The sequence below is a fragment of the Mesorhizobium comanense genome (genome assembly GCF_005503535.1).
GTDB classification, from domain to species: domain Bacteria; phylum Pseudomonadota; class Alphaproteobacteria; order Rhizobiales; family Rhizobiaceae; genus Mesorhizobium; species Mesorhizobium comanense.
Genome location: NZ_SCNN01000004.1, coordinates 12,319 through 24,846, shown reverse-complemented (window position 1 = coordinate 24,846; position 12,528 = coordinate 12,319). Strand labels below are relative to the sequence as shown.

At 63.9% G+C, this 12,528-nt stretch carries 12 protein-coding genes; 8 read left to right on the top strand and 4 right to left on the bottom strand.

Features of this window, described 5'->3' with window-relative positions; translation table 11 throughout:
- Nucleotides 1-9: 9 nt before the first annotated feature.
- Genes FFS37_RS08855 through FFS37_RS08845 form a run of 3 tightly spaced genes read left to right on the top strand, consistent with a single transcriptional unit; the run spans nt 10 to nt 1,964 of the window.
- A complete protein-coding gene (locus FFS37_RS08855) occupies nt 10-870 on the top strand; it encodes a carbon-nitrogen hydrolase family protein (RefSeq protein ID WP_137930571.1) in 861 nt (286 codons plus the stop codon).
- A complete protein-coding gene (locus tag FFS37_RS08850; RefSeq protein ID WP_137930570.1) occupies nt 867-1,292 on the top strand; it encodes a DUF1178 family protein in 426 nt (141 codons plus the stop codon). Before FFS37_RS08855 ends, FFS37_RS08850 begins: the two co-directional genes overlap by 4 nt.
- A 48-nt stretch (nt 1,293-1,340) precedes the next feature.
- The gene (locus tag FFS37_RS08845) at nt 1,341-1,964 is read left to right on the top strand and encodes a hypothetical protein (RefSeq protein ID WP_137930569.1); all 624 of its coding nucleotides are present in this window, start codon (nt 1,341-1,343) and stop codon (nt 1,962-1,964) included.
- A 57-nt stretch (nt 1,965-2,021) separates the two neighbouring features.
- Here FFS37_RS08845 and FFS37_RS08840 read toward each other — a convergent pair whose 3' ends face one another.
- The gene (locus FFS37_RS08840; protein ID WP_137930568.1) at nt 2,022-2,507 is read right to left on the bottom strand and encodes a MarR family winged helix-turn-helix transcriptional regulator; all 486 of its coding nucleotides are present in this window, start codon (nt 2,505-2,507) and stop codon (nt 2,022-2,024) included.
- A 101-nt stretch (nt 2,508-2,608) separates the two neighbouring features.
- Between FFS37_RS08840 and FFS37_RS08835 the strand changes: the two genes are divergently transcribed.
- Nucleotides 2,609-3,499 (top strand): DMT family transporter, encoded by an 891-nt coding sequence (locus FFS37_RS08835; RefSeq protein WP_137930567.1) that lies wholly within the window; start codon nt 2,609-2,611, stop codon nt 3,497-3,499.
- Between the two features lie 96 nt (nt 3,500-3,595).
- Here FFS37_RS08835 and FFS37_RS08830 read toward each other — a convergent pair whose 3' ends face one another.
- A complete protein-coding gene (locus FFS37_RS08830) occupies nt 3,596-4,183 on the bottom strand; it encodes a winged helix DNA-binding protein (RefSeq protein WP_171026217.1) in 588 nt (195 codons plus the stop codon).
- A 110-nt stretch (nt 4,184-4,293) separates the two neighbouring features.
- Here FFS37_RS08830 and FFS37_RS08825 point away from each other — a divergent pair, with 110 nt between their 5' ends.
- Both FFS37_RS08825 and FFS37_RS08820 read left to right on the top strand, forming a co-directional pair.
- Nucleotides 4,294-5,418, top strand: coding sequence for an LLM class flavin-dependent oxidoreductase (locus tag FFS37_RS08825; RefSeq protein ID WP_137930565.1), 1,125 nt, complete (start codon nt 4,294-4,296; stop codon nt 5,416-5,418).
- Between the two features lie 63 nt (nt 5,419-5,481).
- Nucleotides 5,482-5,940 (top strand): flavin reductase family protein, encoded by a 459-nt coding sequence (locus FFS37_RS08820; RefSeq protein WP_137930892.1) that lies wholly within the window; start codon nt 5,482-5,484, stop codon nt 5,938-5,940.
- Nucleotides 5,941-5,952: 12 nt separating this feature from the next.
- Here the strand turns inward: FFS37_RS08820 and ubiG are convergent, their stop codons facing one another.
- Together ubiG and FFS37_RS08810 are read right to left on the bottom strand one after the other, a co-directional pair.
- Entirely contained in the window at nt 5,953-6,702 is a 750-nt protein-coding gene (gene ubiG / locus FFS37_RS08815) for a bifunctional 2-polyprenyl-6-hydroxyphenol methylase/3-demethylubiquinol 3-O-methyltransferase UbiG (protein ID WP_137930564.1), read from the bottom strand.
- Nucleotides 6,703-6,820: 118 nt separating this feature from the next.
- Nucleotides 6,821-8,659: a CHASE3 domain-containing protein gene (locus FFS37_RS08810; protein WP_137930563.1), complete on the bottom strand. Its 1,839-nt coding sequence runs from the start codon at nt 8,657-8,659 to the stop codon at nt 6,821-6,823.
- A gap of 260 nt (nt 8,660-8,919) precedes the next feature.
- Here FFS37_RS08810 and FFS37_RS08805 point away from each other — a divergent pair, with 260 nt between their 5' ends.
- Nucleotides 8,920-10,173 carry an aspartate kinase gene (locus FFS37_RS08805; protein ID WP_137930562.1) on the top strand — a complete coding sequence of 418 codons (1,254 nt, stop codon included), beginning with the start codon at nt 8,920-8,922 and terminating at the stop codon, nt 10,171-10,173.
- A gap of 81 nt (nt 10,174-10,254) precedes the next feature.
- Complete coding sequence (gene ptsP, locus FFS37_RS08800) at nt 10,255-12,525, top strand: phosphoenolpyruvate--protein phosphotransferase (protein WP_137930561.1); 2,271 nt, start codon at nt 10,255-10,257, stop codon at nt 12,523-12,525.
- Nucleotides 12,526-12,528: the final 3 nt, after the last annotated feature.

Genomic DNA, 12,528 nt, shown 5'->3' with positions numbered 1-12,528 from the left:
GATTTGACGATGGGTGTTTTCAAGGCGGCGGCGGTGCAGATGCGTTCGGGCGAGAGCCCCGAACGCAATGCGGTCGATATGGAACGGCTGGTGCGCGAGGCGGCGGCCCGGGGCGCGAGCTATGTGCAGACGCCCGAAATGACCGGCGCGCTGATCCGCGACAAGCAGGCCGGCGCCGCGGCCTTCACCACGCAGGACAAGGACGTCGTTGTTTCCACGGCCCGCAAGCTGGCCAAGGAACTCAGCATTTTCCTTCATGTCGGTTCTACCGCGATCCTGCGTTCGGACGGCAAGCTTGCCAACCGTGCCTTTTTGTTCGGTCCGGACGGGGCCGTGCTTGCCACTTACGACAAGATCCACATGTTCGACGTCGACCTCGACAATGGGGAGAGCTGGCGCGAATCCGCCTCCTATGAGCCGGGCACCGAAGCGGTGGTGAGCGAAGCTGCCGGCGCGAAGCTGGGCTTCGCGGTGTGCTACGATCTGCGTTTTCCGCAGCTGTTCCGCACCGAGGCCCTGGCGGGCGCCGATCTCTTGACCGTGCCGGCCGCCTTCACCCGCCAGACCGGCGAGGCGCATTGGCATGTGCTTTTGAGGGCCCGCGCCATCGAGAACGGCGCTTATGTCGTGGCTGCCGCGCAAGGCGGCCTGCACGAGGATGGCCGCGAGACCTACGGCCATTCGCTGATCGTCGATCCGTGGGGCCGTATCCTGGCCGAAGCCGCCCATGACGAGCCCGGCGTGATCGTGGCTGAGATCGATCCGGCGCAGTCGCTCGCGGCGCGCAAGAAGATCCCCAATTTGAAGAACGCGCGGGATTTCAGCATCGGCGCCGGCGAGACGCCGCGTCTCAGGGGTGCCGCATCTTGATCCGGTTTTCCCTGATCTGCGAACACGAGCATGAGTTCGAAGGCTGGTTTCGCAGCAATGACGATTTCGACAAGCAGAAGAAGCGCGGCTTCGTCGACTGTCCGAGCTGCGGTTCGCACAAGGTCGGCAAGGCCCTGATGGCGCCGGCTGTTTCGACGGCGCGCAAGCAGGAAACCATCGCGCTCGCCATGGGCGAGGCACAGAAGCAGGCCATGGCGCAGTTGAAGGCAATGGCCGAGAAGGTGCGCGAAAACGCCGACTATGTCGGCGACAAGTTCGCCGAGGAAGCGCGCAAGATCCATTTCGGCGAAACGGATGCGCGCGGCATCTATGGCGAAGCAACGCTGGAAGAGGCCAAGGGCCTCGCCGAAGACGGTGTCGATTTCATGCCGATCCCGGTGTTTCCGGACGACCGGAACTGATTTCCGGTGGCAACGTCGCGCCGGCCCTCGAGCGCTGCGCGGCGACCTTTGTCAGTCGTGCTGCAAGATATTCTTAGTCGGCTGGCCATGAGGGCCGATACCAAGCGCACAGTCGGCGGGTTGGTGATCGCTTATAGCAAAGGCAGCAAAGCAGCGGACAAGGTCGCCGCTGCACTGCAGTTGATACAGGACGTCGACCCTCTCCGGTACCGGCGGATGGTCCTAGATCTCAAACAAATCTGGATTACAACCATTCCCGGCGCCGCCGGGCAGTTCGTAAGATCGACGTTGACTTGCGAGCTAGATGAACGGTTTGTCATGCGCGAAGACATATCGGTCGCAGAGGTGGCCAACGCCATCGTCCATGAGGCTGCGCATGCGCGTATCGATCGATGCGGGATTGGTTACGAGGAGGAATTGCGCTCCCGGATCGAAGAGGTCTGCATGCGGCGTGAGCTCGCCTTCGCAGCCAGACTACCGGACGGTGAAAGAATTCACCGATGGGTGGAAGCTAGGCGGAACGGGTCAGTCGACTACTCCAATACAGGGTTCAATACCCGCGAGATGGCTGGTATCCGGGATGCGTTGATCCATCTCGGCACGCCGGTATGGCTTGCGGACAGAATGATTGCTTTCGGGCGATGGCGCCGACGCCGGAGCAAACGGCACTAAGTCGACAACTCTTCCAAACCGGGTAACAGCGCCCTATTTCATCTAGGCTCCAGCGAGCTAGGTGATGCTACCAATCAGCTTTCGCAGTAGGCCTGCAAGCGTGTCGCACTCCGCGCGCGTGAGGGCCGACAGAATTTCGTGCTCGTTGGCGACATGGGCGGTCAGGGCCTCGTCGATCAGGGCTCTGCCTTTCTCGGTGAGCTGCACGACAATCCCGCGCCGGTCGGTCGGATGGGCGCCCCGCGCGATCAGCTCTGCCTTCTCCAGCCTGTCGAGCCGGGCGGTCATCGCACCCGAGGTCACCATCGTGGCCTCATAGAGTTCGGTCGGGGTCAGCGCGTAAGGCGCTCCCGAACGGCGCAGCGTCGCCAGCACGTCGAATTCGCCGGATTGCAGCCCGAAGCGGGCGAAGACCGGGGCGAGCCTGTCGCGCGCGATCAGCGAGGACACTTCATTCAGGCGCCCGATCACACCCATAGGCGAGACGTCAAGATCCGGCCGCTCCCTGTTCCACTGTTCGATCGCTCTCGCCGCCCGGTCCATTTATCTCACCATAAAATATCTTGACGTTAAGAATCTTTGTATTATCTTAGCTGAAGATGGAATGGCGGCCAAGTGCCTGTTCAGGGATGACGGGGTCATCGATGAAATTTCTCTGGGATTCCGCACTGGGCCTGCTGGTTGTCACGGGCGGCCTGCTCGGGTTGACGCTGCCCTTCGGCAAGCTTGCCACCGCCGCGGGCGTGCCGGCCATGGTGTGGGCCTTCGTCATCTCGCTCGGCGCCGGCGGCGTGCTTTTGGGCGTACTCCTGCTGCGCGGCCAGCGTATTCGGCTCACCGCGCACAAGCTGCGCTATTTCTTCGTCACGGCGGCAGTGTCCTATGCCGTGCCGAACCTCTTGATGTTCTCGGCCATACCGCATCTGGGCGCCGGCTATACCGGCATCATGTTCACGCTGTCGCCTGTCATCACGCTGGTGTTCTCGATCCTGTTGCGCGTCCGGCGCCCCAACATGCTGGGCATATCAGGCATCGTCGTCGGCTTTGTCGGCGCCGTCATGGTGGCGGTGACGCGCGGCGAAGCCGGCCAGCCGGCCGATTTCTTCTGGGTGGCGATGGGGCTGCTGATCCCGGTCAGCCTTGCCGCCGGCAACATCTACCGCACCGTCGACTGGCCTGAAGGCACCGGCCCGATCGAGCTTGCCGTCGGCAGCCATCTGGCATCGGCGACGCTGCTGCTCGTCGGCATTCTTGCCCTGTTCGGCTTCAAGGCGTTCGCGCCGCTTGCAGGGGTGCCGCTGGTGGTGCTGGCGCAGGTCGCGTCGGCATCGGCGATGTTCGCCTTCTTCTTCCGGCTGCAAGCGGTGGGCGGCCCGGTCTATCTCAGCCAGATCGGCTATGTGGCGGCGGCCGTCGGTCTGTTCGCCGGCACGCTCTTCCTGGGCGAGCACTACCAGTTGCTGACCTGGATCGGGGCCATCATCATCACCGCCGGCGTGTTCATCACCACAAGGGCGCAAAGCCGGAAGGCGTGAAGGGTCTAGCCTCTAACCACCTGTTTTACGCAAATCCCCAGGGAAAACGCGGTGCGTTTTCCCTGCAAACCATTTCACACTTTTCCTGGAATTGCTTCAGTCCGTGCCGGCGGCGATGCCGGGCTCCGGCCTTGGATTCCGGCGGCGGTGGGTGGCGGCGGCGCGCGCCGCCTGTTCGTAGATGCCGGTCATGAGTTCGAGCGTGCGCGCGACATCCTCAAGCTTGCCGGCCATTTCGGGAATGCGCGTCACCGCTTCGATCAACAGCACCGAGCGGATGTCGGCATAGCGCTCGGTCACGCGATACCCAAGCGGCGTCACCTCGTAGGTGACACCGGCCCTGCCGCTGCCGGTGCGGGTGATCAAACCGCCCTTGAGCAGTTTGCGCAGGCTGTACTGGATGTTGGGGATGTCGTCGCGGTTGGTCATCTGGGCCAGATCGCGCACGCTTTTCGGGCGGTCATTCATGCGGATGATGTGGAGCAGCGCATTCTCGGGTCCGCTGGCGGAAAACTCGATCACGGTGGCGAGGCATTCGGCCTGCCAATGGCCGAACGCCTCGTAGGAGCGCATCAGCGCGTACTCGACTTCGGTGACGTCGATTTCCAGCGGCGTTCGCGCCAGATGCCAGCCGCGATCCAGCAGCTCGGCCTGTGTTTCCAGAGATTTGCGCCGATCATTCATCTGTCTGTTCCCCGTCACCAGCATGCGCCGATGCCGGCGATTGCGTCCACATGAATTTATGATAGACTTTCTATCATAAATTATAAGCAAAAATGAGGAGAACATCACCGATGAGCATGCTCGACAAGACCGCGCCTCATGCGCAGCCCTTCTTTCTCGGCACCTTCGCATCCAATTGCTCCGGCGGCATGACCGTTACCAAGGTGCCTGAGCGCTGGGTCAGTTCCTGGGATAACAATCTGCGGCTGGCGCAACTGCTCGATGAGGCCGGCATCGACTTCATGCTGCCGATCGCGCGCTGGATCGGATACGGCGGCGAGACCAATTTTCACGGCAACGTTCTGGAGACGATCACCTGGGCGGCCGGCCTTCTGGCGCTCACCCGCAACATCACGGTTTTCGCGACCACCCACACCGCGGCGAACCATCCTGCCGTCGTCGCCAAGCAACTGGCGACCATCGACCAGATCAGCCGCGGCCGCATCGGTCTCAACATCGTTGCGGGCTGGAACAAGCCGGAATACGAGGCGCTCGGGCTGACGCTGCCCGATGACCACGTCACGCGCTATGGCTATGCCCAGGAATGGTTCGACGTCGTCAGGGCGCTGTGGGAGCGCACGGAAGCCTTCGACTGGGACGGCACCTGGTTCAAACTCAAGAACGTGCTTGGCGATCCGCGTCCGTCCTCACGGCTGCCGATCCTCAACGCGGCGGGGTCGGAAGAGGGGCGCAAATTCGCCGTCCGCAACGCCGATTTCCTGTTCACGCCGGCAATCGACCTGGCGCGCTCCAAGGATGAAATCCTCGCGTTGAAGGAGCAGGCGAGGGCCGCCGGCAGCGATGTCGACGTGCTGACCTTCGCCCATGTCGTGTGCCGGCCGACTGAAAAGGAGGCCAAGGACTATCTCGAACATTTCGGCCGCAGCAATGCCGACTGGGCGGCGGTCGACAATCTTGTGCGACTGCAATTCGCCCATGCGCAGTCGTTCCCGCACGACCTCCTGGCACTCATTCGCGACCGCATGGCGGCCGGCCATGGTGGCTTCCCGCTCACTGGCACGCCCGAGCAGGTCGCGGACGGGATCACCGCCCTGCATGAGGCGGGCTTTCGCGGCTCGACGCTCTCCTTCGTCGACTATGTCGAGGAGTTTCCCTATTTCCGCGACACCGTGCTGCCCATCCTCGAGCAGAGAGGCATCCGCATCGCGCCGGCCGCGATGCAGTCGGCGGCTTAGGAGAAGGTCGTGTCCACGGCTTCGGGAGGGGATGCGGTCAGTGTTGCCGACTTCCGCGCCGCCATGCGGCTGGTCGTCGGCAATGTCAGCGTCATCACCGCCGGCATCGGCGAGGATCGCTCCGGCCTCGTCGTCATTTCGGTGGTTTCGCTCTCGGCCGAGCCGCCCAAGGTCATCGCCTGCGTCAACCGATCGTCGTCGACCTGGCCGGTCATCGAGCGCTACCGGCATTTCGGCATCAATTCGCTCGGCCCTCAACACCAGCACTTGGCGGAGCGTTTTTCCGGTTTCGGCGGCATCAAGGGCAAGGATCGGTACGAGGGCGCCGAATGGGTGACGCTGAAGACCGGAGCGGCGCTGCTTTCCGACGCCGTGGCCGCCTTCGACTGCAGCCTGGACGAGATGATCGATCGCGGCACGCATTCCATCATCATCGGCTCGGTCGAGGCGGTGCGCACCCACGATAGCGGCCAGGCGCTGATCTACTGGCGCGGCGGCTATCGCCCGCTCAATGTTGAATAGTGCGCGACAGGATCAGGCCGATCCTTTTTCCGCCAGCACCATGTAGTTGACGTCCATGTCCTTCGAGCGCGCCCAGCGGTCGGCAAGCGGGTTGTAGGTGACGCCGGTGCGGTCGATGATGGTCAGGCCAGCGCCGCCCAGCGCCTTTTCCAGTTCCTCGGGGCGCACCAGCTTGCCGAACTGGTGGGTGCCGCGCGGCAGCCAGCGCAGCACATATTCGGCGCCGATGATGGCAAGGCCGAGCGCCTTCAGCGTGCGGTTGATGGTGGCCACGAACATGATGCCGCCGGGCCGCACCATCTGCCCGCATTTGGCGACGAACAGGTCGATGTCGGCTACATGTTCGACCACTTCCATGTTGAGGATGACGTCGAACGTCTCGCCGGCGTCGGCAAGGTCCTCGGCCGTCGTCGCACGATAGTCGACGCTCACATTGCCTTCGGCCGCATGCAGTTTCGCCACCTCGATGTTTGTCCCGGAGGCATCCGCACCCACGACCTCGGCGCCAAGCCGCGCCATGGGTTCGCACAAAAGGCCGCCGCCGCAGCCGATGTCGAGGATGCGCAGCCCCTCGAACGGCCGCGCGGCACGCGGGTCACGCCCGAAGCGTGCCGCTATCTGGTCACGGATATAGGAAAGCCGGACCGGATTGAACTTGTGCAGCGGCCGGAATTTGCCGTTCGGATTCCACCATTCGGCGGCAAGGGCGGAGAAGCGTTCGACTTCTCCGGCATCGATCGTCGATCGTCGGGGCTCTGGCATAGGTTGGTCTCCTCGGACGCTAGGAAGTCGGGCGTGAGGCATCGAATGTCAAGGCAGCAATTTTCAATGCTGCCAGGGGGAGAGCCGACAGCGCGGCGGCTCCGCCGAACGGAGCGGTCTATTTCGCGTCCAGCACGTCGCGCAACTTGGCGGCCAGCTGCTCGATGGTGAAAGGCTTGGCCAGGAAATGCACGTCGTGGTCGAGCACGCCGTTGTGGACGACGGCGTTGCGCGTGAAGCCGGTGGTAAAGACGACTTTCAGCCCGGGTTGGCGAGCCACAGCCTGCTCCGCGAGTTTGCGGCCGTTCATCACCGGCATGACGATATCCGTGAAAAGCAAGGCGACATCGGATGTGGCGGCCAGCTTCTGAAGCGCTTCCTCGCCGCTGGCGGCATGGATCACGGTGTAGCCCAGTTCGCGCATGGCGTCCGTGGTGGCGGCCCGCACGCGGGCATCATCCTCGACGACGAGGATCGTCTCCGTGGCCTTGGCCGCGCTCTTGCCATGGCCGACAGCCACCGCCGGCTCTTCGGGTCCGAAAAATCGGGGCAGGTAGATCTTGATCGTCGTGCCTTCGCCCGGCTCGGAGTAGATCTTGACGTGACCGCCGGATTGCTTGACGAAGCCGAACACCTGGCTGAGCCCCAGTCCGGTGCCCTTGTTGACCGGCTTGGTGGTGAAGAAGGGCTCGAAGGCCTTGGCGATGACCTCCGGCGCCATGCCGGCACCGGTGTCGGTTACCGCGATCATCACATACTGGCCCGATGTGACCTCGGCGTGCGTCGCGGCATAGGCGTCGTCGAGGTGGCTGTTGGCGGTCTCGAGGGTCAGCTTGCCTTCATTGTCCATCGCGTCGCGGGCGTTGACCGCCAGGTTGAGAATCGCATTCTCGATCTGGCTCGAATCGGCATGGATCTTCCACAGGCCACCCGCCAGCACCGTTTCGATGCGGATGCCTTCGCCGAGCGCGCGCCGCAGGAGATCGGACATGCCGGTCACCAGGCGGTTGGCATCGACGACTTGCGGCGCGAGCGGCTGCAGGCGCGAGAAGGCGAGCAGCCGCGACGTTAGATTCGCGGCGCGGGTGGCGGCATCCGTCGCGGCTTCGACGAACTTCTCGATGTCGTGCTCGCCGCGTTTCAGCTTGCGCTGGGCCAGGTTCATGGCGCTGAGGATAACCGCCAGCATGTTGTTGAAGTCGTGGGCGATGCCGCCGGTCAATTGGCCGACCGCCTCCATCTTGTGCATCTGGCGTATCTGGGATTCGGCCTTTTCCCGCGTCTGGATCTCGTTGCCGAGCTCGATGTTCTTCCGCATCAGCTCTTCCTGGCCGGTGGCGACCTCGCGGAATCGGCGGCGGGACTCACGGATCGTGTAGGTGCCGAGCAGGAAGATCGCGATCAGCGCCGTGATCGAGCCGACGCGCAGCCAGGTCTCGACCTGGTCCGTGTGGTCGTCACGCGCGGCCACGGCGGCGGCGCCGATACGCCGGATCGTATCCATGCTGGCCCGGATTTCATCCATGGCGGCTTTGCCCTGGCCGCTGTGGACCAGTTGCAGCGCCTTCGCCGCATCGCCTCGGTCATAGAGGGCTATCGTCTGCGCCAACTCAGCCTGTTTCTGCGAAAGCGCGTCCTTGATGTGACTGATCTGAAGGGCAAGTCGGTCGTCCGGCGGCGTCATTGCATCGATGCGCGCGAACTGGCCAGGAATCGCGTCGACAGCCTTCTGGTAAGGCTCGAGATAGGACTTTTCGCCCGTCAGCAAGTAGCCGCGCTGACCGCTCTCGGCGTCCTGCGCCATCGAAAGCAGCCCGGAGAGCAGGTCCTGGTATTCGATCGTCTCACGCGCCGCGGCGCGATTGGCCCTCTGACCCTCGACCAGCAGGGCGCGGGTGCCGACGATCAATGCCAGCACGGCAAAGCCGACGACAAGCGGCAGCGATTGCAATCGCATGGCGCGTCGAAGACGAGCAATCATCTGTTATGCCAAACCAAAAGGAATTCCCCGCGGGCAGCATTTGGTAAGCGGCGCGGGCCTGGAAGGCAATATGCCGGCTTCTTGAACCGGGCAAATCCGCAGCCAGCCTTGCGAAACCTTCATCATTTGGCTAAGGAGGCCGCGCATTCAGCGGCCGGCGTCAACCGGACGTTTCCTTCCGCTTTCGGTGTTCCCCTTCGCGGGGAGCCGGCTTCAGTCAAAGGCATCTCGCTTCCATGGCGCGTATCGTGATGAAATTCGGCGGAACGTCCGTCGCCGACATCGCCCGCATCCGCAATGTCGCGCGCCACGTCAAACGCGAGGTCGATGCCGGCCACGAGGTCGCGGTGGTGGTGTCGGCGATGGCCGGCAAGACCAACGAACTGGTTGCCTGGACGCGCGAAGCCTCGCCCATGCACGATGCCCGTGAATATGACGCGGTTGTCGCGTCCGGCGAGCAGGTCACGGCCGGCCTTCTCGCAATCACCTTGCAGAACATGGGCGTCCATGCCCGTTCCTGGCAGGGCTGGCAGATTCCGATCAAGACCGACAATGCGCATGGCGCCGCGCGCATCCTCGACATTGATGGCGCGTTCCTGGTCAAGCGCTTCGGCGAAGGCCAGGTGGCGGTCATCGCCGGGTTCCAGGGCATCGGCCCGGACAATCGCATCGCCACGCTCGGTCGCGGCGGGTCTGATACCAGCGCGGTGGCCATCGCCGCGGCGGTCAAGGCCGACCGCTGCGACATCTACACCGATGTCGACGGGGTCTACACCACCGACCCGCGCATCGAGCCCAAGGCGCGGCGGCTGAACAAGATTTCCTTCGAGGAAATGCTCGAAATGGCGTCGCTCGGCGCCAAGGTGCTGCAGGTGCGCTCGGTCGAACTTGCCATGGTGCACAGGGTGCGTACCTTCGTGCGATCGTCCTTCGATGATCCCGATGCGCCCGGAATGGGGGATTTGCTCAATCCTCCGGGAACGCTCATTTGCGACGAGGAAGAGATCGTGGAACAGCAGGTCGTCACCGGAATTGCCTACGCCAAGGACGAAGCTCAGATTTCGCTGCGCCGCGTCGGCGACCGCCCCGGCGTCGCCGCCGGCATCTTCGGCCCGCTGGCCGAGGCCAACATCAATGTCGACATGATCGTCCAGAACATCTCCGAGGACGGCAAGTTCACCGACATGACCTTCACCGTGCCATCAGGCGATGTCGACAAGGCGCTTGCCGTGCTTGACCGCCTCAAGGCCGATGTCGGCTACGATGTCGTGCAGTCGGAAGCCGGCATGTCGAAGGTCTCGGTCATCGGCATCGGCATGAGGAGCCACGCCGGTGTCGCGGCAACCGCTTTCAAGGCGCTGGCGGACAAGGCGATCAACATCCGCGCCATCACCACCTCCGAGATCAAGATTTCGATACTGATCGACGGTCCGTACACCGAACTGGCGGTTCGCACTTTGCATTCCGTCTACGGTCTGGATAAGCAGTAGCCAGACTGAATCAGTTGTTGCGCGCATGCCGGCAGCGGCGGAAACTGCGCCGGCAAGTGTTTCATTGGAGAAGAAGCCGCGATGCGTGACCAGGCCAGCGGCCCGCGCGTTCTGCTGAAACGGCTCCGCGAGCTCATGCAAGAGCCGCTGGAGCCGCAGGAGCGGCTTGACCGGATCGTGCGCGACATCGCCTCCAACATGGTCGCCGAAGTCTGCTCGCTCTATGTGCTGCGCGCCGATTCGGTGCTCGAACTCTATGCCACCGAGGGTCTCAACCCGAACGCCGTCCACCTGGCGCAGTTGCGGCTCGGCCAAGGCCTGGTCGGCACGATCGCCGCCAGCGCGCGGCCGCTCAACCTATCCAACGCGCAGGAACACCCGGCCTTCGCCTACCTGCCGGAGACGGGGGAAGAGATCTACAATTCCTTCCTCGGCGTGCCGGTGCTCAGGGCAGGGCGCACGCTTGGCGTCCTTGTGGTGCAGAACAAGACCATGCGCCACTACCGCGACGACGAGGTCGAGGCGCTGGAAACCACGGCCATGGTCATCGCCGAGATGATCGCCACCGGCGATCTGGCGCGCCTGACCCGGCCGGGACTGGAACTCGACCTGCGCCGGCCCGTCAGCTTCACCGGCCTGTCCTTCAACGATGGCGTCGGGCTTGGCCATGTCGTGCTGCACGAGCCGCGCATCGTCGTCACCAACCTGTTCAACGAAGACAGCGAGGAAGAGGTCAGGCGGCTGGAAAGCTCGCTGGGCTCGCTCCGGCTCTCCATCGACGACATGCTTGAGCGGCGAGACGTGGCTTTCGAGGGCGAGCACCGCCAGGTGCTGGAAGCCTACCGCATGTTCGCCAACGACCGCGGCTGGGTGCGCCGGCTGGAGGAAGCGATCCGCAACGGCCTGACAGCGGAAGCGGCGGTGGAAAAGGTGCAGAGCGACATGCGTGCCCGCATGCTGCACATGACCGACCCCTATCTGCGCGAGCGGATGAGCGATTTCGACGACCTCGCCAACCGGCTGCTGCGCCAACTGATGGGACGCGGGCCGGAGGATGTCGCGGCCTCGCTGCCCAAGGACGCCATCATCGTCGCCCGGTCGATGGGCGCGGCCGAACTGCTCGACTATCCCCGCGACAAGCTGCGCGGCCTGGTGCTGGAGGATGGCGCCGCGACCAGCCACGTCGTCATCGTCGCGCGCGCCATGGGCATTCCGGTCGCCGGCCAGATGAAGGGCGCCGTTTCCATGGCGGAAAACGGCGATGCCATCATCGTCGACGGCGAGGAAGGCACGATCCATCTTAGGCCACAGTCCGATCTCGAAGCCGCCTATGCCGAGAAGGTGCGGTTCCGCGCGCGCCGGCAGGAGGTCTACCGCGAACTGCGCAAGAAGCCGTCGACGACCAGGGACGGTGTCCAGGTCGACCTCTTGATGAATGCCGGGCTTGCCGTGGACCTGCCGCAGCTCGCCGAAGCGGGTGCCGCCGGCATCGGTCTGTTTCGCACCGAGCTCCAGTTCATGGTCGCTTCGACCTTTCCGCGCGCCGAGGCGCAGGAAAAACTCTACCGCGACGTGCTGGAGGCGGCGCGTGGCAAGCCGGTCACCTTCCGCACCATCGACATAGGCGGCGACAAGGTGCTGCCTTACTTCAAAGGCGCCATCCAGGAAGAGAACCCCGCGCTCGGCTGGCGGGCGATCCGCCTGACGCTGGACCGGCCGGGCCTGCTGCGCACCCAGATCCGCGCCCTGCTCAAGGCCAGCGGCGGGCGGGAGCTCAAGCTGATGCTGCCGATGGTGACCGAGCTCGGCGAGATCGCCCAGGCGCGTGAGATCATCGACCGCGAGGTGCGGCATCTCTCGCGCTTTGCCCACCATCTGCCGACCAGCCTCAAGCTCGGCGCCATGCTGGAAGTGCCGTCGCTGCTGTTCCAGCTCGACGAACTGATGAAGGCTGTCGATTTCGTCTCGGTCGGCTCGAACGATCTGTTCCAGTTCGTCATGGCGGTCGATCGCGGCAACACGCAATTGGCCAACCGGTTCGATACGCTGTCGGCACCGTTCCTGCGTGTGCTCAAGCAGATCGCGGATGCCGGCGCCCGCAACCACACGCCCGTTACCTTGTGTGGCGAACTCGCCGGAAAACCCATATCGGCCATGGCGCTCATCGGCCTCGGCTTCCGCTCGATCTCCATGTCGCCGGCCTCGATCGGGCCGGTCAAGGCGATGCTGACGGAGCTGCCGCTGGAGGAGTTGAAGGCTTTCTTCGACGACAATCTGATGGCGCCCACGCAAGGGATGCCGATGCGGGCGCTGCTGCAGGCCTTTGCCGACGACCGTTCCATTCCGCTTTAGCGT

Bases quoted from the DNA above. Each gene is read 5' to 3' on its own strand.
- FFS37_RS08810 (WP_137930563.1), bottom strand. From the start codon at position 8,659: ATGCGATTGCAATCGCTGCCGCTTGTCGTCGGCTTTGCCGTGCTGGCA.
- FFS37_RS08825 (WP_137930565.1), top strand. From the start codon at position 4,294: ATGAGCATGCTCGACAAGACCGCGCCTCATGCGCAGCCCTTCTTTCTC.
- ubiG (WP_137930564.1), bottom strand. From the start codon at position 6,702: ATGCCAGAGCCCCGACGATCGACGATCGATGCCGGAGAAGTCGAACGC.
- FFS37_RS08855 (WP_137930571.1), top strand. From the start codon at position 10: ATGGGTGTTTTCAAGGCGGCGGCGGTGCAGATGCGTTCGGGCGAGAGC.
- FFS37_RS08840 (WP_137930568.1), bottom strand. From the start codon at position 2,507: ATGGACCGGGCGGCGAGAGCGATCGAACAGTGGAACAGGGAGCGGCCG.
- FFS37_RS08835 (WP_137930567.1), top strand. From the start codon at position 2,609: ATGAAATTTCTCTGGGATTCCGCACTGGGCCTGCTGGTTGTCACGGGC.
- FFS37_RS08830 (WP_171026217.1), bottom strand. From the start codon at position 4,183: ATGAATGATCGGCGCAAATCTCTGGAAACACAGGCCGAGCTGCTGGAT.
- FFS37_RS08805 (WP_137930562.1), top strand. From the start codon at position 8,920: ATGGCGCGTATCGTGATGAAATTCGGCGGAACGTCCGTCGCCGACATC.
- FFS37_RS08820 (WP_137930892.1), top strand. From the start codon at position 5,482: ATGCGGCTGGTCGTCGGCAATGTCAGCGTCATCACCGCCGGCATCGGC.
- ptsP (WP_137930561.1), top strand. From the start codon at position 10,255: ATGCGTGACCAGGCCAGCGGCCCGCGCGTTCTGCTGAAACGGCTCCGC.